At 63.0% G+C, this 19,638-nt stretch carries 24 protein-coding genes and 1 pseudogene; 10 read left to right on the forward strand and 15 right to left on the reverse strand.

Annotation, left to right across the window (positions count from 1 at the left end; genetic code table 11):
• Window positions 1-33: 33 nt before the first annotated feature.
• Complete coding sequence (locus tag ACZYHG_RS16255) at window positions 34-288, reverse strand: Txe/YoeB family addiction module toxin (RefSeq protein WP_464609397.1); 255 nt, start codon at window positions 286-288, stop codon at window positions 34-36.
• Window positions 285-539, reverse strand: a complete 255-nt coding sequence (locus ACZYHG_RS16260; RefSeq protein WP_464609398.1) for a type II toxin-antitoxin system Phd/YefM family antitoxin — start codon at window positions 537-539, stop codon at window positions 285-287. Before ACZYHG_RS16260 ends, ACZYHG_RS16255 begins: the two co-directional genes overlap by 4 nt.
• A 227-nt stretch (window positions 540-766) precedes the next feature.
• Here ACZYHG_RS16260 and ACZYHG_RS16265 point away from each other — a divergent pair, with 227 nt between their 5' ends.
• The 3 genes from ACZYHG_RS16265 to ACZYHG_RS16275 all read left to right on the forward strand — a co-directional run bounded on the left by ACZYHG_RS16265 (window position 767) and on the right by ACZYHG_RS16275 (window position 2,546).
• Window positions 767-1,057 (forward strand): ArsR/SmtB family transcription factor, encoded by a 291-nt coding sequence (locus ACZYHG_RS16265; RefSeq protein WP_027030271.1) that lies wholly within the window; start codon window positions 767-769, stop codon window positions 1,055-1,057.
• Between the two features lie 42 nt (window positions 1,058-1,099).
• Entirely contained in the window at window positions 1,100-2,215 is a 1,116-nt protein-coding gene (locus tag ACZYHG_RS16270; RefSeq protein ID WP_464609399.1) for an alkene reductase, read from the forward strand.
• 208 nt (window positions 2,216-2,423) lie between these two features.
• Entirely contained in the window at window positions 2,424-2,546 is a 123-nt protein-coding gene (locus ACZYHG_RS16275; protein WP_464609400.1) for a hypothetical protein, read from the forward strand.
• 22 nt (window positions 2,547-2,568) lie between these two features.
• Here ACZYHG_RS16275 and ACZYHG_RS16280 read toward each other — a convergent pair whose 3' ends face one another.
• A complete protein-coding gene (locus ACZYHG_RS16280; protein ID WP_464609401.1) occupies window positions 2,569-3,126 on the reverse strand; it encodes a YbjN domain-containing protein in 558 nt (185 codons plus the stop codon).
• A gap of 210 nt (window positions 3,127-3,336) precedes the next feature.
• On the opposite strand from ACZYHG_RS16280, the gene ACZYHG_RS16285 reads away from it, so the two are divergent.
• From ACZYHG_RS16285 to ACZYHG_RS16295, 3 genes are read left to right on the forward strand one after another with little or no spacing between them, the layout of a single operon-like run.
• Window positions 3,337-5,319, forward strand: coding sequence for a tetratricopeptide repeat protein (locus tag ACZYHG_RS16285; protein WP_464609402.1), 1,983 nt, complete (start codon window positions 3,337-3,339; stop codon window positions 5,317-5,319).
• Complete coding sequence (locus tag ACZYHG_RS16290) at window positions 5,316-6,974, forward strand: tetratricopeptide repeat protein (RefSeq protein WP_464609403.1); 1,659 nt, start codon at window positions 5,316-5,318, stop codon at window positions 6,972-6,974. Before ACZYHG_RS16285 ends, ACZYHG_RS16290 begins: the two co-directional genes overlap by 4 nt.
• A 43-nt stretch (window positions 6,975-7,017) precedes the next feature.
• Window positions 7,018-7,170: a type II toxin-antitoxin system ParD family antitoxin gene (locus ACZYHG_RS16295; protein WP_464609404.1), complete on the forward strand. Its 153-nt coding sequence runs from the start codon at window positions 7,018-7,020 to the stop codon at window positions 7,168-7,170.
• Between the two features lie 53 nt (window positions 7,171-7,223).
• Here ACZYHG_RS16295 and ACZYHG_RS16300 read toward each other — a convergent pair whose 3' ends face one another.
• The 7 genes and pseudogenes from ACZYHG_RS16300 to ACZYHG_RS16330 form a co-directional block, all read right to left on the reverse strand.
• Entirely contained in the window at window positions 7,224-7,967 is a 744-nt protein-coding gene (locus ACZYHG_RS16300; protein ID WP_080680789.1) for an amino acid ABC transporter ATP-binding protein, read from the reverse strand.
• A gap of 26 nt (window positions 7,968-7,993) precedes the next feature.
• On the reverse strand, window positions 7,994-8,668 hold the full coding sequence (locus ACZYHG_RS16305) for an amino acid ABC transporter permease (RefSeq protein WP_464609405.1): 675 nt from the start codon (window positions 8,666-8,668) through the stop codon (window positions 7,994-7,996).
• Window positions 8,665-9,336: an amino acid ABC transporter permease gene (locus tag ACZYHG_RS16310; RefSeq protein ID WP_464609406.1), complete on the reverse strand. Its 672-nt coding sequence runs from the start codon at window positions 9,334-9,336 to the stop codon at window positions 8,665-8,667. The genes ACZYHG_RS16305 and ACZYHG_RS16310 overlap by 4 nt, the downstream gene beginning before the upstream one ends.
• 104 nt (window positions 9,337-9,440) lie before the next feature.
• A complete protein-coding gene (locus ACZYHG_RS16315; protein WP_464609407.1) occupies window positions 9,441-10,229 on the reverse strand; it encodes an ABC transporter substrate-binding protein in 789 nt (262 codons plus the stop codon).
• Window positions 10,230-10,334: 105 nt separating this feature from the next.
• Window positions 10,335-11,495, reverse strand: a complete 1,161-nt coding sequence (locus tag ACZYHG_RS16320; protein WP_464609408.1) for a saccharopine dehydrogenase family protein — start codon at window positions 11,493-11,495, stop codon at window positions 10,335-10,337.
• Window positions 11,492-11,998: an Lrp/AsnC family transcriptional regulator gene (locus tag ACZYHG_RS16325; RefSeq protein WP_027030259.1), complete on the reverse strand. Its 507-nt coding sequence runs from the start codon at window positions 11,996-11,998 to the stop codon at window positions 11,492-11,494. Before ACZYHG_RS16325 ends, ACZYHG_RS16320 begins: the two co-directional genes overlap by 4 nt.
• Window positions 11,999-12,105: 107 nt before the next feature.
• Window positions 12,106-12,846: pseudogene (locus ACZYHG_RS16330) on the reverse strand (SDR family oxidoreductase).
• 93 nt (window positions 12,847-12,939) lie between these two features.
• Between ACZYHG_RS16330 and ACZYHG_RS16335 the strand changes: the two are divergent.
• Window positions 12,940-13,851: an AraC family transcriptional regulator gene (locus ACZYHG_RS16335; RefSeq protein WP_464609409.1), complete on the forward strand. Its 912-nt coding sequence runs from the start codon at window positions 12,940-12,942 to the stop codon at window positions 13,849-13,851.
• 49 nt (window positions 13,852-13,900) lie between these two features.
• On the opposite strand, the gene ACZYHG_RS16340 is transcribed toward ACZYHG_RS16335, so the two are convergent.
• Window positions 13,901-14,776: a LysR substrate-binding domain-containing protein gene (locus ACZYHG_RS16340; protein ID WP_464609410.1), complete on the reverse strand. Its 876-nt coding sequence runs from the start codon at window positions 14,774-14,776 to the stop codon at window positions 13,901-13,903.
• 115 nt (window positions 14,777-14,891) lie between these two features.
• Here ACZYHG_RS16340 and ACZYHG_RS16345 point away from each other — a divergent pair, with 115 nt between their 5' ends.
• On the forward strand, window positions 14,892-15,110 hold the full coding sequence (locus ACZYHG_RS16345) for a hypothetical protein (RefSeq protein WP_464609411.1): 219 nt from the start codon (window positions 14,892-14,894) through the stop codon (window positions 15,108-15,110).
• Window positions 15,111-15,125: 15 nt separating this feature from the next.
• Window positions 15,126-15,875, forward strand: coding sequence for a sulfite exporter TauE/SafE family protein (locus ACZYHG_RS16350; RefSeq protein WP_464609412.1), 750 nt, complete (start codon window positions 15,126-15,128; stop codon window positions 15,873-15,875).
• Window positions 15,876-15,881: 6 nt separating this feature from the next.
• Here the strand turns inward: ACZYHG_RS16350 and ACZYHG_RS16355 are convergent, their stop codons facing one another.
• The 4 genes from ACZYHG_RS16355 to ACZYHG_RS16370 all read right to left on the reverse strand — a co-directional run bounded on the left by ACZYHG_RS16355 (window position 15,882) and on the right by ACZYHG_RS16370 (window position 18,847).
• Window positions 15,882-16,439 carry a sugar O-acetyltransferase gene (locus ACZYHG_RS16355; RefSeq protein WP_464609413.1) on the reverse strand — a complete coding sequence of 186 codons (558 nt, stop codon included), beginning with the start codon at window positions 16,437-16,439 and terminating at the stop codon, window positions 15,882-15,884.
• Window positions 16,440-16,552: 113 nt separating this feature from the next.
• On the reverse strand, window positions 16,553-17,002 hold the full coding sequence (locus ACZYHG_RS16360) for a universal stress protein (protein WP_464609414.1): 450 nt from the start codon (window positions 17,000-17,002) through the stop codon (window positions 16,553-16,555).
• Window positions 17,003-17,313: 311 nt separating this feature from the next.
• Window positions 17,314-18,555 (reverse strand): alkaline phosphatase family protein, encoded by a 1,242-nt coding sequence (locus tag ACZYHG_RS16365; protein ID WP_464609415.1) that lies wholly within the window; start codon window positions 18,553-18,555, stop codon window positions 17,314-17,316.
• On the reverse strand, window positions 18,545-18,847 hold the full coding sequence (locus tag ACZYHG_RS16370; RefSeq protein ID WP_464609416.1) for a hypothetical protein: 303 nt from the start codon (window positions 18,845-18,847) through the stop codon (window positions 18,545-18,547). The genes ACZYHG_RS16365 and ACZYHG_RS16370 overlap by 11 nt, the downstream gene beginning before the upstream one ends.
• Window positions 18,848-19,049: 202 nt before the next feature.
• Between ACZYHG_RS16370 and ACZYHG_RS16375 the strand changes: the two genes are divergently transcribed.
• Window positions 19,050-19,631, forward strand: a complete 582-nt coding sequence (locus ACZYHG_RS16375) for a histidine phosphatase family protein (protein ID WP_464609417.1) — start codon at window positions 19,050-19,052, stop codon at window positions 19,629-19,631.
• Window positions 19,632-19,638 lie beyond the last annotated feature (7 nt).

The following is a 19,638-nucleotide window of genomic DNA, read 5'->3' on the forward strand; positions in this document are numbered from 1 at the left end:
GGCCGGCGCTCCGGAAGGCTGCTCAGCTCTCTCTCAGTAGTGATAGCGACATTGCGCGATGAACAGGCTGTCTTCGCCTGCGCGGTAGACCAGACGATGCTCCTGCGTGATGCGCCGTGACCACCATCCCGAAAGTGGCCCGCGCAATGGTTCCGGCTTGCCTGTCCCGGTGAACGGCGTGCGGGTGCATTCCTTGATGAGTGCATTTATGCGTGCGAGCAGTTTGGCGTCGGTTGCCTGCCAGTGCAGATAATCCTCCCATGCGCGTTCATGGAAGATCAGCTTCACTCGGGAAGCTCGCGCTCGGTCCCTTCGCCCTGGTCCAATCCCTGCGTCGCCTCAAGCAAGCGATCGGCGTTACGCGGGCTGCGCAGGAGATAGCGGGTTTCCTCATAGGAGGCGAAATCCTCCACCGACATCAGCACAGCCGCCGGCTTGCCGCGGTCGCGCGTGATGATGACCGGCTCGTGATCCGCATTCACGGCGTCTATCGTAGCGGCCAGGTTGCGCCGCAAGTCACTGTAGGAAGTGGTTCGCATGGGCCATCTTGTACGCGTTTACGTACAAGATGGCAAGGATTTTGGGATGGATCATTGGCCTTAGGCGATTGGCACTCTTTCGCCAGCCTGTTCTATGATGCGCCGGCCACACCAATCCGGTCCCGGGCGAAACGATTTTCTCCGATCGTGATCGAGAATGAAATTCATTTCCTGCCATATCGGCTCCGCCCGATCTATATATCTGGTGAGACCGATGTAGGATGAAGATGGACAACGACATCATATTGAAGGCGCTGGCGCATCCGTTTCGGCGTGATGTGCTGGCGTGGTTGAAGGAGCCTGAACGGCACTTCGCCGAACAGGCGCATCCGCTCGAGATGGGTGTTTGCGCCAGCCAGTTCGATGGGCGTGGCCTGGCGCAGTCCAGTGTTTCGGCACATCTGGCGACGCTGGCGTCTGCCGACCTCGTGACGACGCGGCGGGTCGGCCAATGGGTGTTCTACAAGCGCAACGAAGAAACCATCGCGGCCTTCCAGGCCGCCCTGTCCGGTCTCTGACGATCCTCCCCCATTTCCCAAAATGCATGAAAGGCATTTCTCATGGCTACACTCTTTGATCCCTTGCGGGCCGGTGACCTGACGCTGGCGAACCGCATCGTCATGGCGCCGCTGACGCGCAACCGCTCGCCCAATGCGGTGCCCGGCGATCTCGCTGTCACCTATTACAGCCAGCGCGCCACGGCCGGTCTGATCGTGACCGAAGCCACCGCCATCAGCCATCAGGGCCAGGGCTATGCCGATGTGCCCGGCCTTTATGGCGCGGATCAGCTTGCCGGCTGGAAGCGTGTCACGGATGCCGTTCACAAAGCCGGCGGCAAGATCGTGGTCCAGCTCTGGCATGTCGGCCGCATCTCGCACGACAGTTTGCAGCCCGGCGGCGGCAAGCCGGTGTCGGCGTCCGCGATCAGGGCAAAATCCAAGACGTTCCTCGTCAAGCCGGACGGCAGCGGCGAGTTCGTCGAAACCTCCGAGCCGCGCGCGCTCGACACGGCGGAAATCCCCGGCATCGTCGATGATTATCGCCGCGCCGCGAAGGCCGCGATCGAGGTAGCGGGTTTCGACGGCGTCGAGATCCATGGCGCCAATGGCTATCTCATCGACCAGTTCCTGCGCTCGGGCACCAACCACCGCACCGACAATTATGGCGGCTCTATCGAGAACCGGACGCGCCTGCTGTTCGAGGTTGTCGACGCGGTCACCGCTGCGATCGGCGCCGGCAAGACCGGGATCAGGCTGTCGCCGGTGACGCCCGCCAACGACACTTCGGATGCCGAGCCGCAGCCACTGTTCAACCATGTGGTGGCGGGCCTTGGCAGCCGTGGCCTGGCCTTTATCCATGTCGTCGAAGGCGCGACCGGCGGCGCGCGTGACTTCCAGCAAGGCGACAAGCCGTTCGACTATGCTGAACTCAAAGCCACCTATCGCAAAGCCGGCGGGCAAGGCGCCTGGCTGGTGAACAATGGCTATAACAAAGAGCTGGCCGAAAAGGCTGTCGGTGACGGCTACGCCGACCTTGTCGCGTTCGGCAAACTGTTCATCGCCAATCCCGACCTCGTCAGCCGGCTGAAGCAGAATGTCGAGCTGAACACTCCCGACAATTCGACGTTCTATGGCGGCAACGCCAAGGGCTATACGGATTATCCGACGGCAGCCTGAGCCATCAGGGACAAGGCATTCGCGTGCCCACAAGACAAGAGCGGCCGGCTCCCCATGGGGAGCCGGTCCGGCGCGCTGATGCGGCCGGCGGCTTGCGTCATGTTCTGCCGTCGCTGGTCTCGGCCTTTGAGGCGTGACAGCGGAGACGCGGCTTGGCCCGGCCGGCCTGCTACGCGAGCGCTGGTGATGTCGCCGGAACATCCGCCCCGTGCTTGGGCCGACGGAAGAGATTCTCACCGAAGCAACCTTGTTCCGCGCCTATGGCGTGCCGATCCGGTTGATCCGTTCGGGCAGCCACGTCGCCTGTGTGGCCGAGGTGGAAGCGGGCTAGATCGGTCGATCGGAGAGGCCGCTCATTTCTGCATGAAGGCGGCGAAATCCTCCGTAGTCGTGGCGAAGGCCTCCACATTGTATTGCAGCCAGGCCTTCGTCACGCCGCCGACGATCGATACCCGATAATCGCCATAGTATTTGCCGTCGGAATATTTCACGACGCCGACCCAGCCGGCATTGTCGGAATGGAACTTGTCGAGCGCGTCCACGGTCAGCGGGGTCTTGGGCGTCCAGCCGCCAGTTTCGAACAGGATCGACTTGCAGACTTTCTTGTCGTCGCATCCGCCAAGGCTGATGAAGAAATTCTGGCCGCCCGAAGCGCTGGCGATGTAGTCGCCATTGCTGTCCTGCTTGACCTGCGCGCGATAGCCGCCGTTCAGCACGGCGTCCCTGACATCGTCGAGGGTTACAGTTGCCAGCAGGTCCGAGGTGGGCGCGGCGGGCGCACTGGCGGTGGCCGGTGCGTTGGCGGCGGGCGTGTTGGTGGCAGGTGGCGCATTGTTCTGCGCCAAGGCGCATGCCGCGCCGGTCAGAACCAACGGGAAAGCGAAAGCAAGCACACGAGCAAAGCGCGCCATGTCCAACCCCCAAAGTGAACCCATGAAAAATCAACATCAGGACTTGTTGCGTGTCAACGCACGTCAGCGTGTGCGTGACATCAACCGGTTCAGGTGGCCCGATCGTCATGGATGATTTCTTTGCCGTGCTGACTTGCGGCGATCAAGAATTTGCCTGATCACGTTGGCATAAGGCCAACAACTACCAACTGTGATCCAGATTCGGCTGACATGATGCTTCAAGGACTTCTGCGGTCGAATGCAACCGCGCGGCAGCCTCTCGCCGGTCTGGCCATGCTGCTGGCGCTCAGTGCTCCGGTCATGGCTGCCGACAGCCGTATGGATGTCTGCGCCAACGACAAGCTTACACCGCCCAACCGGATCGTTGCCTGCACCAATGTGCTGGAGGACAAGGCGACGTCGCCGGCTGACCAGGCCATTGCCTATTTCGATCGCGGCAACGCGTTGGACGCGGCCGGCGAATACGACCGCGCCCTGTCGGATTACGACAAGGCGATCGAACTCGATCCCAAGGACGCCGATGCCCTCAACAATCGTGGCCTGAGCTGGAGCCACAAGATGGACTATGACCGGGCGATCGCCGACTACGGCAGGGCGATAGAGCTCAACCCACAATTTGCCCTTGCCTATGCCAACCGGGGCCTGATCTGGAACGACATAAAGCACGACTATGTCAAAGCCATCGCCGATTTTGATAAGGCAATCGGTCTCGATTCGGAAAACTATGTTGTCTACAACGTGCGCGGCAATGCGTATCTGCGCAACGGCGACTATGACCAAGCCATCATCAGCTATAGCCAGGCCATTTTTCTCGATCCCGAGAACCCTGACCAGTATTTCAATCTCGGGCTGGCTTGGGCCGCCAAGGGCAATCTAGAGCGCGCCATACCCGACTACAGCCAGGCGATCAGCCTCAATCCAAACCATGTCCAGGCCTATCGCTGGCGCGCCGGCGCCTGGAAGAAGCGGGGTGACAGCGATCGCGCCATATCGGATTATGACCAAGCCATCAGGATCGACCCCAAAGACGCAGAGACCTTCCGTGACCGTGGCGATGTGTGGTTCGGCAAGAAGGACTACGACCGGGCCATCGCCGATTATGGGCAGGCCATCGATGTCGATCCGAAAGATGCCATAGCGCACAATGATCGCGGATGGGTGTGGTCGCACAAGGGCGACCTCGACCGGGCCATCGCGGACTATAATGAAGCGGTCACCATCGATCCAAACTACGCCACGGCCTACAACAATCGCGGCCTGGCCTGGTCGGATAAGAACGACCCCGACCGTGCCCTGGTCGACTACGACAGGGCGATCGCCATCGACCCCAAATACACGCAAGCCTATGACAACCGGGGCTTGGCACGGGTGGAGAAGGGCCAATACGACCTCGCTATAGCGGACTACAATCTGGCGATCCTCGTCGATGGCGGATATGCCATCGCCTACAAGAACCGTGGCTGGGCCTGGGCGCGCAAGCACCAGTTCGACTACGCCATCGCGGATTATGACAAGGCCATCACACTGATCCCGGACTATGCCGGTGCCTGGACCGGGCGGTGCCATGTCTGGATCTACAAGGGGCAATACGATCGCGCGATCAGGGATTGCGATCAGGCGATCCATATCCTGCCCAACGGTGCAGGCGCCCACGACATGCGAGGCCTCGCCCGGCTCTACAAGGCTGACTATGCCGGCGCTTTCGCCGACTACGATGAAGCGGTGCGCCTCGACCCGAAATTCGCGGGCGCCTATCAGGGCCGGGGCATTGCAGCGTTCTACTTTCGCTCGGCCGCCAGCGCGCAGGCCGATCTCGAGCAGGGCGCCCAGATCCTGCCGAAGGATGCCTACTACGCGATCTGGGCGGACCTTGCGCGGCGCCGCAATGGGCAGCCGAGCGTCCTGCGCGACGCCAAGCTCGACATGACGAAATGGCCGGCGCCGCTGGTGCGCTTGTTGCTGGGCGATCAGACGCCCGAAGCGGCGCTCGCCGCCGCTGACGATTCCGACACAACGAAGAAAAACGAGCAGGTCTGCGAGGCGAATTTCTACACTGCGGAGTTCCTGCGGCTGCAGCATCGCGAGGAGGATGCCCTGCGTCTCTATCGCATGGCATTGCGCGATTGCCCTCGGGATTTCATCGAAATCAGCGCCGCTACCAACGCGCTGCGTGTCATGGGCAAGGCGCCGTGAGGTCTCGCTGGCGCTCCTTCCCGGCCGCCTTCGTCGTGCTGCTGCTGCTGCTCGGCACGGTGGCTGTGGCGGCTTCCAAGGACCATGCCGTCTGTACCGACGAAGGGGTCGAAGCTGCCCGCAAGATCGCCGCCTGCACTGCGATCATCGAGGACAAGGCGGAAGCCGAGGACAACCGCGCCTCTGCCTATATCTACCGTGGCAATACGTTTGACGCGCAGGGCGATTACGACAGGGCGATTTCCGACTACGATCAGGTGATCGCCCTTCATCCGGATGGTGTCACCGCCTATGAAAATCGTGGCCTCGCCTATGTGCACAAGGGCGACTACGACAGCGCGACAATCAGCTTCGACCAGGCGATCTTCCTCGATCCGGAGAATGCCGAATTCTACTACAACAGAGGCGTTGCCTGGTTCTACAGGGGCAATGGAGACCGCGCGATCGCCGATTACGGTGCCGCGATCAAGCTCAATCCCGCAGATGCCAGAGCCTACCACAACCGGGGCGTGAGCTGGGCGCGGAAGGGCGAGGACGAGCGCGCCATAGCCGATTACGGCCAGGCCATCTCACTCGATCCGAAGAATGCCAGCTCATACAACAACCGGGGCGACGTCTGGGATAGCAAGGGTGACGATATCAGGGCGATGGCCGACTACAACCAGGTGATCGGTCTCGATCCGAAAAATGGCCATGCCTACTATCGTCGCGGCATGATCTGGTGGCGCAAGGGTGACGATGGCAGGGCCATCGCGGACTACAGCCAGGTGATCAGCCTCGATCCGACAGACCCAAGCATACGCTACAACAGGGGTCTGGCATGGTCGCGCAAGGGCGACGGCGATCGTGCGATCGCCGATTTCGACCAGGCGATCAGCCTCGACCCCAAGATGGCGGCAGCCTACTATAACAGGGGTACCGAATGGCTTAAAAAGGAGGACAGGAACCGCGCCATCGCCGATTACAGCAAGGTCATCGCGCTTGAACCGACAAACGCCATGGCACTGAACGATCGGGGCTTTGTCCTGAACGAGTTGGGCGACTATGAGCGTGCGCTTGCCGATCTGGACCGCGCGATCGGTCTCGATCAGAAACAGGCAAAAATCTACAGTAATCGGGCGATTGCCCGGGCGGGAAAGGGCGATCTTGCCCCGGCCCTGGCCGATTACAACCAGGCGATCGCGCTCGATCCGAGTTTTCCGAACGCCTATGCGGGCCGGGGTTTCGTGAATTTCTATTCAGGCATGCTGGCCAAGGCAGAGCCCGATTTTGCGAAGGCCGCCGCGCTTGCGCCCGACAACGCCTATTTTGCGATCTGGCTCGACATCATCGACCGGCGCAATGGCGGCACCAGCCGTTTGCAGGAAGCCGTTGCCAAGCTCGACATGTCGAAATGGCCGGCACCGGTGGTCAAGATGCTGCTGGGGCAAAAGACATCTGCCGAGGCCCTTGCCGATGCCGGCACCGGAGACCCGGCGCAAACAAGCGGCCAAGTATGCGAAGCCAATTTCTACACTGCCGAGCTAGACCGGCTGCAGGCCCGCAGCGAAGAAACCTTGCGGCTTTACCGCCTCGCCGCGAGGACCTGCCCCAAGGGGTATGTGGAATATCGTGGCGCGGTTGCCGGCTTGCGCTCGCTGGGCATGCTGCCGTGATGATCGCCCCTTGCAAGAATAGAACTATCGCGCCAGTGCGGCTGTGACCACACTCGGCAAGGACACTCGTCTATCAGGTCGCCTAGCCTTCCGCGCACTGCAGAACGCCCTCATTGCCGGCGAAGAATCTGGGGCACCCATTGCCTTCGATAGCACTGCATTCCTGAGCAAAATGCGGGCCAAGCATGCCAAGTGAGCGCCGCTAACATCGGTTCGAGGGTGCAGAACGAAACTCCTAAGCCGCAAGATTCAATGCCTGAGGATCTTGCTCAGAAACGCCCGGCTGCGGTCGGTCTTCGGATGTGAGAAGAACTCGTCGGGGGTGCCGCTTTCGACGATGGCGCCGGCGTCCATGAACACCACGCGCTGGGCGACCTTGCGGGCAAAGCCCATTTCGTGCGTCACCACCATCATGGTCATGCCTTCCTCGGCGACCGCCACCATGACGTCGAGCACTTCGGAAATCATTTCGGGGTCGAGGGCGGAGGTCGGCTCGTCGAACAGCATGATCTTGGGCCGCATGCCGAGGCAGCGCGCGATCGCCACGCGCTGCTGCTGGCCGCCGGAGAGCTGTGCCGGGTAGGCGTTGACCTTGTCGGCGAGGCCAACCTTGGCCAGCAATTCGCGTCCGGCCTTTTCGGCCTCGGCGCGCGGGATCTTGCGGACATGGATGGGGGCGAGCGTGACGTTTTCGAGCGCGGTCTTGTGCGGGTAGAGGTTGAACGACTGGAAGACGAAGCCGATCTCGGTGCGCAGCCGGGTCATGTTGGTGGCGGGGTCGCCAACACGCTGGCCGTCGACGACGAGATCGCCGTCCTTGATCGTTTCCAGGCCGTTGACGCAGCGGATCAGGGTGCTCTTGCCGGAGCCGCTTGGGCCGCAGACGACAACCACTTCGCGCGGCTCGACGCTGAGCGTGATGTCCTTCAGGACGTTCAGCGCGCCGAACCATTTGTTGACGCCGCGAAAGTCGATCATGCCCGTTTTGGTCATATCGGTTGGGCCTTTGGGGTTCGATGTCACAACTGCACCTCGCCATGGGCCGCACCCATGCGGCGTTCGAGCCGGCGGGCCAGCATGATCAGGGGATAGCAGACGATGAAGTAGCCGACGCCGACGAGGAAGAAGACCAGCAGGCCGTTGGGCACGCGCTGCACCACCAGCCAGCCGACGCGGGTGAGGTCGGTCAGGCCGATCGCCGAGACGACGGACGAATCCTTGATCAGCAGCACATATTGCCCGACCAGCGGCGGCAGCACGATGCGCATCGCCTGCGGCAGCACCACCTGGCGCATGCGCTGCCAGCGCGGCAGGCCGGATGCCAGGGCTGCCTCGACCTGGCCTGTCGGTACCGAACGGATGCCGGCGGCGACGATCTCGCAGATGAAGCAGGCGGCAAGGTTGGTCAGCGCGATGATGCCGGCGGTGAAGGCGTCAAGCTCGATGCCGAACTCCGGCAGGATGAAGAAGATCAGGAAGATCTGCACCAGGAACGGCGTTCCCCGGATCAGGTCGACCCAGGCGCCGATGACGCCCGAGATGAGCCGGTTGCCGCCGGTGCGCAGGATGCCGAGACCGAAGCCGAGCAGCGTGCCGAGCACCAGGCTGATCAGCGACAGCACCACCGTCATGCCGAGGCCGCGCAGTGCGAGGGGATAGGAGCCGGCGAGGCTGAGGAATTGGTGCCAGATCATGTCCGCGCCCCCGCTGTGCCGAGCCAGCGGCTGGAGAGAACGGCCAGTCCCTTGAGGCAGTAATAGAGGAGCAAATAAAAGGCGGCGATGGTGAGAAAGCCTTCCGCCGGCATGAAGCGGTCGGAGGCGAGCAACTGTCCGGCGCGGGTCAGCTCGGCGACCGAGATCAGCGACAGCAATGCGGAATCCTTGACCAGCACGATCGCCTGGCCGAGCAGCGGCGGGATCGTCACCTTGAAGGCTTGCGGCAGGACGACCAGGCGCATGCGCTGGACATAGGTCATGCCTGAGGCAACGCTGGCTTCGACCTGGCCGCGCGGGATCGACAGGATGCCGGCGCGGATGATCTCGGCGATGTAGGCGCCACTGTTCAGCGACAGTGCGATGATGCCGACGACGAGCTCGGGCAGGACGAAGCCGAGCCGGGGCAGGCCGAAATAGAGGAAATAGAGCTGCGCCAGCAAGGGCGTGGCGCGCACGGCATCGATATAGGCCTTGGCCGGGGCGCGAAACAGCCAGCCGCGCTGCAGGTTCATGGCGCAGAGCACGATGCCGACGACGAGCGCACCGATGAAGGACAGCGCAGAAAGCCAGACCGTCGTCACCAGGCCCTGCCCGAACAGGGGCAGATATTCGACAATGGTGCGGAAACTGAAATTTTCGAGCATCGTGGGTGAGTCCCCGGAGCGCGGGAAGCGACGGACGTGGCGAGGGTCCAGGCGGCTTCGCGGCGCTCAAGACGCGCGCGAAGCCGCCTGGGTTCTATCGCTGCTTAGTGATCCTTCTTCCAGGCGTCGGAATTCACCCAGTAGTCGAGGTTCTTCTGCAGGCGGCCGTCGATGGTGACCTGGTTGAGGAACAGGTTCATCCAGATCAGCAGGTCCGGCTCATCGTAGCGGGTGGCGAAGGCAAGCGGCTCCTTCGACAAGAGGTCCGGCATGATGGTGAAGCTGCCGGCGGGATAGGCGGTCGACTGGCCCTTGACCGCCGAGACGTCGTTGACGCCGCAATCGGCCTGGCCGTTGTTGACGGCGTCGAGCAGCAGCGGACCGCCGCCCTTGTAGCTCTTGATGTCGGCATCGGGGAAGGCGGCCTTGGCTTCCTTCTCGCCGGTGGCGCCCAACAGCACGGCGATCTTGGTGCCCTTGGCCTTGCAGTCCTCGGTGGTTTTGAACTTGCTGTCGGCCTTGGTGAAGACGGTGCTGCCCGTGTACATGTAAGGCGTGGTGAAGGCGACCTTCATGCCGCGCGCCAACGTCGGCGTCATGTCGGCGACGAGAAGGTCCGCCTTGCCCGACAACAGCGCGGGGATGAGGCCGTCCCAGTCGAAGTCGAGGAAGGTGATTTTCACACCCATTTCCTTGGCCATCAGTTCGGCCAGTTCAACCGAACTGCCGGTGCGCTCGCCATTGGCGCCGACCAGCGAGAAGGGGGGCCCTTGAGTCTGCACGGCGACACGCAGTTCGCCGCGCTTGGTGATCTCGTCCAGCGTTCCGGCACTGGCCGCGGCGGTCAGCCCGGCGAGTGCAAGTCCGGCGATGAAAAGTCTGGCAATCTTCATTTGGTATTCCTCCCAGTTGTCATTGTTGTCTGCCCGCGGATTTCCTTGGGCGCTTTTTTTGAGCGGCGGCGCCGTTTGCCGGCGGCAGCCACCGTTCGAAAATCCTCAGTCCCAGGCCACCGTCTCGGTCACCTTGATGCCGCGCTTGGCCAGCGCCTCGAAAAAGGGTTCGTCCGGCACGTCGAGCAGCGGGTTGAGCAGGCCGGGCTTGCTGATGTCGCCGCGTGCGAGCATCTGCGCCACGATGCTGGCGGGGTAGCCGACGCCCAGGCTCATGCCGAACAGGCCCGACGCCAGGTCACGCTCGATGATCAGATCGGAAGTCACTGTCTTGGCGCGGCCGGCTTCGAGGCCGGAAAAGACGTTGCGCATCACGCACAAATCCTTCTCGCCGGGGCCGTATTGCAGTTGCGGGCCGAGCAGCCGGCCGAGGAATTCGCGCGGGCTGCTGGAGGTGCCGGGCACCTTGTCTTCGGACAGGAAACCAAGCTCCTTCAGCGGCGCCCAGAAGGCCGACCATCCCGGCCAGCGCAGCGTGTAGCGGCCGGAGCGGCGCAGCCCTTTTGCCGCGGGAAGCATCTCGACATAGTGCAGCGCATCGCCATTGGGGAAGGCTTCGAGCTGACCCAGGCCAGCGACCTCGATCTCGTGGATGAAAGGACTGTCGTGCTGGCGGGCGGCTGGCACGGCGACACGTTCGCCGTCCTCGATCATCACGCTGTCGCGGTTCTGGCTGACCAGCACCATGTCGAAGTTCCAGCTCACCTTGTAGCACAGGGGCTTGGCCATCGCCTTCGGTTCGGGGATGCCACCACAATAGGAATCGATGGATGAGATCGTGTCGAACTGGCGGGCGGCGCGGGCGTAAAGCACGAGATCGATGCCGGGATCGAGCCCGCATTCGGTCATGATGGACACGCCGGCCTGTTCGGCAGCCTGTGCCAGATCGGCGATGGCCTTGCCGTAATTGGTGGTGACCAGCGGCGTGCGCGTTGCGATCGCGGCCTGGACCGCTTCGCGCATCAGCGGCTGCGGCAACAAATCGATGACGGCGTCGACATTGCCCAGCACATCGGCGAGTGCCGGACCGATCGCGCCCTCGGGCACCACAAAGCGCACGCGGGAAAGATCGGTCAGCCCACCGAGCCGTGCCGCGCCATCTGGTGCCGTGTCGACGCAAACCACCTCCTCGACACCGCTGGCGACGAGATCGGCGATGGCGGCCCGGCCCTGCAGGCCGAGGCCGCCGAGAACCGCGATCTTCATGCCGGCTCCTTGCGGGGGGCATCTTCCGACCAGCAGCCTTCCGGCAGGCTGACCCATTTGTTGCAGGAGGCCATGACGACGAAGGTTTCGCTGCGCACGACTTCACCCGGTATGCCGGCGCCGGGGATCAGCTCGCTGGTGATGCGGTAGAGGTCGGCAACATCGCCGGCCACCGTCACGTCGACGATGATGTCGAAGCGCCCGGTGACCACCGAGGCCGAATTGACGAAGGGCAGTTCGGCGATGCGCTCAGCCAATTGACGGGCCTGGCCGCGTCCCTGGGCATTGATGCCGACGATGGCCGAGATCAGTTCGGGGCGCTCGGTCAGGTTCAGGAGCCCGACGATTTTCAGCAGGTTGCGGTCGATCAGATTGCGCAGCCGTGAGCGCACCGTCGGCACCGATATCGCCATCTTCTCCGCAAGCCGATTAACGCCAAGTTGCGCGTCCTGGGACAGCAGCTTCACCAGCCGCCGGTCCGTCTGATCGAGATGTTCCCGCAAGGCTCATGCTTTCACAAATGAGAAAAATGTCGTGTAATTTCTTTCTTATATGAAAGCAGATTACGGGAAACCTTTCGAAACAGCAAGCGCTCTGTTGTGAGTCGCAATCAAGCCTGTGCAGTGGGTCGAATGACGATCTCGCTCACATCGACCTCGGCCGGTTGCTCGATCGCGAAGGCGATGGCGCGGCTGATCGCATCGGGGGTAATGGCGATTTCACCCATGCGTTTTTCGATCTCCGCCTTGATCTCCGGATTGGTCATCGAGTCCGCGAAATTCGTCTGGACGAAGCCCGGAGATATATTCGTCACGCGCAGCTTGGGGCCGGCTTCGAGTTCGCAAGCCTTCGGCGATCGCCCGAACCGCATTCTTTGTTCCCGCATAGACCGCCATTGTCGGCTTGATGATCGGCCCCGCCGTCGAGAGAATGTTGACGAAGTGGCCGAAGCCCTGGCGGCGAAACACCGGCAAAGCGGCTGCGATGCCGTAGAGCGGTCCCTTTATGTTGATGTCGATCATCTCTTCCCAATCCTCGACGCGCAGTTCATCGAGCAGGGAGTTCGGGCCGATGCCCGCATTGTTGATCAGGACATCGATCTTGCCGAACGTGTCGCAGGCAAGAGCAACAAGCTTTGTGAGGTCCTCGCGGTTCTTCACGTCCATGGCGAGACAGGCTGCCTCACCGCCCGCGCTCACGACGGTGCCGACGAGCGCGCGTCAAGACGATCGGCGCGCCGGGCTCCGAGTACAACGCTGGCTCCTCGTTCGGCCAGCAAGAGCGCCGTTGCCTGCCCGATGCCGCTGCTGGCACCCGTGATCGCGATGACTTTTCCTTTTATTCCAGACATGATTGTCTCCTTTCACGATCTAATGTCGTGAAAGGCTGGTGGATTATCTATGGTCAAAGCTCTAGCGTTTCGTCGCAATCGTCCAATCTTGCCATGATCGATCCCTTATCCGATGTGCTTTCGCTTCTCGATATCGCGAGCGCGCGTTGCACGCGTCTCGAGGCTGGAGGGCGATGGTCGTTCCGTTTTCCAGCAAAGCCCGCGTTGAAGTTCGCGGCCGTTCTTCGTGGTCAATGCTGGATCACTTTGCCGGACGAGCGGCCCTTTGCACTTGGCCCCGGCGATACCTTTCTGCTGGCCAACGCCCCCGCCTATGTGATCGCCAATGATCTTTCCCTGGAGCCCGAAGACGGGATCTCGTCCTTCGACTGGGAGCATTCGAATGTCGCCCGGCACGGTGGCGATGAAACGGCGCTGGTCGCGGGAAGCTTCGTGTTCGAAGGCGGCAATGCGCAGCTCCTGCTCGATGCCCTTCCCAGGTTCATGCATATCCCGGGAAGCGATCGGGCAGCGACGATCCTGCGCGGCTCGCTGGCGGTGCTCGACGAGGAACTCGATGCGGCGTCGATGGGCTCGACGCTGATGACACGTCGCATGGGCGACATCCTGCTCGTGCAGACGTTGCGGGCTTACGTCGCCAGGCAAGGCACAAGCAGCATGGGCTGGGTCGGCGCGTTGACCGACCGACGCATCGGCGCTGCCCTCAGCCTGATCCACAATGATCCCGGTCATGGCTGGACGGTCAAGGAACTTGCCACGTCCATCGGCATGTCGCGCTCCGGCTTTGCGCATCATTTCAAGGAACTCGTCGGCATGGCACCGCTCGACTATTTGACGCGTTGGCGGATGCATCGCGCACGGGACGCCATGCGTCGATCCGGAGCTTCGGTTGGCAGTCTGGCGCAATCGCTCGGCTACGCCTCCGAAAGTGCTTTCGGCAATGCATTCAAGCGCGTGTTCGGGTGTTCCCCGAGGCGCCTCCGGCAGGCCGAAAACGCGGAGTAGACGTCGAGCTGTAGTTGGGCCGTCCGCTGCTCGTCCTCGGCTGCCGGGTTCAGGCCAGCGCGGCGGCGAGCAGTTTGGCCTGCGGCGTCAGCTCGTCGAAGCCGCGGGCGCACAGGTTGAGCTGGCGGGTTGCCCAGTCGTCACTGAGCCGAAGGCTGCGAAGTCGGCGGGCCGAGCGGCGTGCGGCACTTTCCGGCACGATGGCGATGCCCGCCCCTTGCGCGACCAGCCGGCAGACATTGTCGAGGCCAGGCACGCGGATGCGGATGTGCAGATGGCCGCCGAGGCGTGCCGCCTGGCGGGTGATGTGCTCCTGCAGGGCATGGCCGAGGCTGAGGCCAACGAAGGATTCGCTCAGGATATCAGTGAGGCTGACAGCATGCAGGCCGGCGAACCCCGGCCAGTCACGGGCGGTGATCACCACCAGCCGGTCGATGAAGAACGGTCTTTGCTCGAGATGCGAAAGGCCGGCCCAGGTGGCGGCAATGCCGAGATCGGCCGCACCGCTGGCCACCGCTTCGGCGATCTCGTGGCTGGGGCGTTCGTCCAGATCGATGTCGATGCCGGGATGCGCCACCAGGAAGGCCGGCAGGATGTCACGCAGCAGCTCGGCCGTGGCGGCGGTGTTGGCCATCAGCCGCACGCGGGCGCGCAGGCCGCCGGCATAGGCGCCAAGGTCGCCGGCCATCGCCTCGATCTGGTTCTGCACCGCGCGCGCATGATGCAGCAGCGCCTGGCCGGCGGCCGTCGGCACCACGCCCCGGCGGCGGCGCTCCAAAAGCGGCGCGCCGAGCCTCTCCTCCATGCCCTTGATGCGGGCGCTCGCCGAGGCCAGCGCCAATCCGGCAAGTTCCGCGCCATGGGTGATGCTGCCGCGCTCGGCCACCAGCAGAAACAGCCGGAGATCGGTGAGATCGAAGCGCATTTTTGTTCCCCAAAGCATGCGGCTTCAGCCTTCGTCCTGGCCAAAGGCTGGCAGCGCAACTTCCACATTGTGCGCGGCCCTTATGTCAGTCAATCATCCGCAATGGAGATGTGCGATGGACGAAAAGACATCAGGTCGGAAGACACCAGGCCGGCAAGGGCTCGGCATTCTTGAGAGCATGGCGATCGTGCTGGCGGTGGCCGTGGCCTCGCTTGCCCTGGCGCAGGCGCAGCCTGGTCCGCGGGGATGTATGACATCAGCGGCTTCGGTCAGCCGCGATGCCGCGCCGGCAAAACCCAGCCCGGACGCGACGGACATGCTGTTGCATGATTGATCAAGTGGTGCGGTCGTGCTGAGCGTGGGTATCATTGTCTGGATCGGTGTCGTCTTCCTCGCTGCCGGCCTCGTCAAAGGCGTCGTCGGCATGGGGCTGCCGACGGTTGCGATGGGATTGCTGGCGGTGACGATGCCGCCGGCTGAAGCCGCCGCCCTGCTGCTGATCCCGTCGCTGGTCACCAATCTCTGGCAATTGTTCACGGGCCCGTCCTTCGCCGGCCTCGTCAAGCGGCTGTGGACGATGATGGCCGGCATCATGCTGGGCACCGTCGCGGGAGCCGGGGTGCTCACCGGCACACATGCGGGCGCGGCCTCGGCAGGGCTCGGCGCCGCACTTGTCCTTTACGCCATTCTCGGCCTGCTAAAACTCGGCTTCACCACACCGGCGCGCCACGAAGCGTGGGCCTCACCACTGGTCGGCGTGGCGACCGGGCTGGTCACCGGCGCCACCGGCGTCTTTGTCATCCCGGCGGTGCCCTATCTGCAATCGCTGCGGCTGGAGAAGGAGGATCTGATCCAGGCGCTCGGCCTGTCGTTCACCGTCTCGACGGCAGCCCTTGCCATCGGCCTGTTCAGGACGGGCGCGCTGGCGTCGCCGACGACGCAACTGGCGGGATCGGCAGCAGTCCTCGTGCCGGCGCTGGCCGGCATGTTCATCGGCCAGGCGCTGCGCCAGAAGATGAGTGTCGAGACGTTTCGCAAAGTGTTCTTTGTCGGGTTGCTGGCGCTGGGGACGTATCTGGTGCTGGAGGCGCTGTGGTGAGTCTGCTCACTCGGCAATCGACCTGATAACCCGCGCCGGGTTTCCGCCGACAAGCGTATTCGCGGGAACGTCCCTGGTCACCACCGAGCCCGCCGCGACGACGGCGTTTTCGCCCACCGTCACGCCGCCGATGACCGTTGCGCCGGCGGCGATCCAGACGTTGCGTTCGATGACGATCGGCTTTGCGGTGGTGAAGGCGCGCCGCCGCGAGGGTTCGAGGGGATGGCCTGAGGTGATGAGGCTGACATTCGGCCCGATCAGCACATCGTCGGCGATATCGAGCCCGCCGAGATCATAAAAAGTGCAGTTCTGGTTGATGAAGACATTGCGCCCGACGCGGATGTCGGGGCCGCCAGTGGTGTAGAAGGGCGGTATCAGCAAGAAGCTGTCATCGACTTGTCTGCCGATGAGCTCGCTGAACAAGGCGCGGACCTCGTCGGCGTCGTTGAATGTCAGACGGTTGAGGTTGGCGGTGATCGCCATCGCCCGTTTGACGCTTGCCAGCATGGCCGCCGATTCCAGCGTTCTTCCGGGGATTATCCGGGTGCGACCGTCATCCACCATTCGTTGTTTTCCTCCGAGGCGAATGAATGTCCGGCGCATGACGGCCGCGCCGGAGCCCTGGCGGTTATTTGAGCATGATTCCGAAAGCCGGTTCCAGCTCTCGGAGATACACCTTACCGAACCACCAGCACCGGGATCTCGGTGTAGGACAGCACTTCCGCCGTCTGGCTGCCCAGCAGCAGCTTGCCCAGCCCGCGGCGGCCGTGCGAGGCCATCACGATCAGGTCGCAGCCGAGCGCCTGCGATAGTTCCAGGATGGCTTCGGCCGGCCGCTTGTCCTCGACATGCACAACCTCGGCGGAAACGCCCGCCGCATCGGCCGCTGCCTTGCCCCTGTCGAGAACCTCCTTGCCGTATTTGCGCGATTCTTCCTGGAAGACGGCGAGTTCGTCGCCGGCGGCATAGCCGGCCATCGCGCCGCCCCAGGCGAAGATCGGGAATTGTTCGGACACGGTAATGAGGGTGATGGAGGCACCGATGCCTTTTGCCAAGGTGAGGCCATGGGCAACGCCCTTGTCGGCCAGTTCCGATCCGTCGGTGGCGATGAGCAGATGTTTGTACATGATGATCTGACCTGTTGTGCAAGGGCCGATGCCCTTGGGTGGCGGGAGCGTTGGAGGCTGACCTTGATATAAGTTCGCTACCGGCTTCATCACAGGGCCACGTTGATGCGGATCAAGGCCAGGCGAGTGAGGTGGGAAACTCAAATCAAAGTCAGGCCAGTCGCTGCCTGCCTTCAGCGATCCGGCCAACTGTCTGCAAACATTGCCGATCGCAAACAGATGGGCTGACCGCAAACGAAACGGGGGCTGACCGCAAACGAATGGCCGCCGAGCATGCCCGGCGGCCATTGTGAAACGATATGATCCCAGGCCTAGAACGGTGTCGCAGGCAATTCCTGGGTGCCTTCGAGCTTCACAGCCTGGAGTTCGTTCGCGTTGTAGCCAAGAGCCCGCAGGATGGTGGGAGCCACCTGCGTCGTCTGCACCAGGGTCGGCACCGATCTCGGCTTGAGCGAAGGATTGCTGATGAGAAGCGCCACGTTGCGATCGTTCGCATTGGCGCCGCCATGCTCGGCAATCTTCGAACCGGATGTGTAGACCACGCCCGGGTTGACCGTGGCTATGAAGTCCGGGGTACGGCTGTCGGTGGCCGGATCCTGATAGGCGAGGGCAAGGGCATTTGGCGGCTGGATCTGGGCGATGCCCTCAGCCTTGCTCGACTTCTCGAGATAATCCTGCGCCGCGGCGAGGTTCTTGGCCCTGTCTTGCGGTTTGAGCCAGATCAGCGCGGCGTCGTCGGCGATGTGGAAGGCGTAGCCCGGTGTCTTGGTGTACGGATCATCGTCCAGTGGCTGGAACGTCGCCGGGTCGATGGGCGACTGGCCATGCTTCGAGGCAAGTATGATCAGGGTCGAACTGGTGAGGTGGTTGTCCTTGAGTGCCACCATCAGTTCGCCGAGAGCGCCGTCCACATAGGCGAGTTGCCCGGCAAGACCATTGCCAGGCGCGCCGCTGGCATCCAGATAGCCGCCCACCAGACCGGCCTCGTCGCCGGGACCGGACTTGGGGAGTTTCTGGCCCACGCTGACCGCCTGGAAATTCATGCCGAAAAGCGCGGGAACCGCCGCGGGATGCGTGCCGGTGCTGTCGAGGCCTTTGATTTCGTTGATCACCGCCTTGACCCGCGCTTCGTCAAAGTCACGCTCGGCCTTGAAGCTGCCGGTCGTCTTGACCTTTGTGCCGGGGATCAAGCTGTCCTGTTCCAGGGCGTAGAGGTCGTCGACGCCTTTGCCCGAAGGTCCGTTCAGCCATTCGTAGGCCGGGTGCTTGTCGGACCAGGCCGTGCGGCCGCCATGAGCCTTCACGATCTCGAAAACGTTGTTGACCCGCACGAAATCATGCGGATAGACCACCGAGCACTTGCCGTTGACCAGCGTCATCGGCAGCTTAGCCGGGTCGATCTGGCTGTGGAAATCGCCCGGCTTGCCGCCACCATCAAGGCGCGTCGAATCGACGTCGATGTTCTCGGCGAAGGACACCTCGGCGCCGGCCTCGCCCTTGCAATCCGAAGCCGGCGCGAAATAGGTGCGGTCATAGCTGTCGTCATAGAACACGCCCGTCGATTTGGGCGTACCGCCGGTTACCTGTGCGACAAGGCCAGGAAACGAGTTCGGACGGGGCGCTGGTCAGCGCATTCGGATAGAAAATCCCGGTACCGGCGAGCGTGGCGATCGCGCTTTTCGGATTCGCGGCGACATAGTTTGCCAGGTCGAGTGCATGGAGCCCGTCGATACTGATGAGCAGGACGTGCTTGTAGGGTGCGGCGTTGGCGCTGGAAACAGACAGCGCGCCCGCCAACGCCGTCGTGAGCGTGCCGGCGGCCAGCGCCAGAGATAATTTTTTCATTGAAGTGTCCCTCGTCTCGCAACCCTCGATGGATCAGGGTAGGCGAGCGGACATGACAGGTTCATGAAAACTTGGTGGCAGGGACCTTACGGATTGGTAAGCCAGCGGTGCGGTGCTGAAGGGCTGCGATGGCAGCCGGGGACTTTCGCTGTCTGGTGCCGACCGCTAAAGCTTGACCTGACTTCAACGAAAGACCGAGCTTATGAGCAGCGCATATCCGCAAATCCACCTGGTCCGGCATGGCGAGACGGCATGGAGCCTGTCAGGGCAGCATACCGGCCGCACCGACATGCCGCTGACGCCGGCCGGTGAGGCGGCCGCCCGGGGCGTGGCCGAGCGGCTCAAGGGCCTGTCGTTCACGGCCGTCTGGTCGAGCCCCTCGCAGCGCGCCTACAACACCAGCATGCTCGCCGGTTTTGGCGCTCGGAGCGTCAGAAACGACGATCTGCAGGAGTGGGATTACGGCGCCTATGAGGGGTGCACCACCAAGGAAATCCTGGCCGAGCGGCCGGGCTGGAACGTTTTTCGCGACGGCTGCCCGCAAGGCGAGATGGCGGCCGATGTCGGCGCCCGCGCCGACAGGATCATCAGACAGCTTCGCGACGCTGGCGGCTCGATCCTGATCTTCTCCAGCGCGCATTTCCTGCGCGTGCTGGCCGCCCGCTGGCTCGGCCTGCCGCCCGAAGGCGGGGCGCTGTTCGTGCTCGACACGGCCAGCATCAGCGTGCTCGGCTATGAGCATGATCTCAGCGAGCCGGTGGTGCGCAAGTGGAACCAAGCATAGGGCGCAG

The organism is Mesorhizobium subarcticum, from assembly GCF_055456085.1.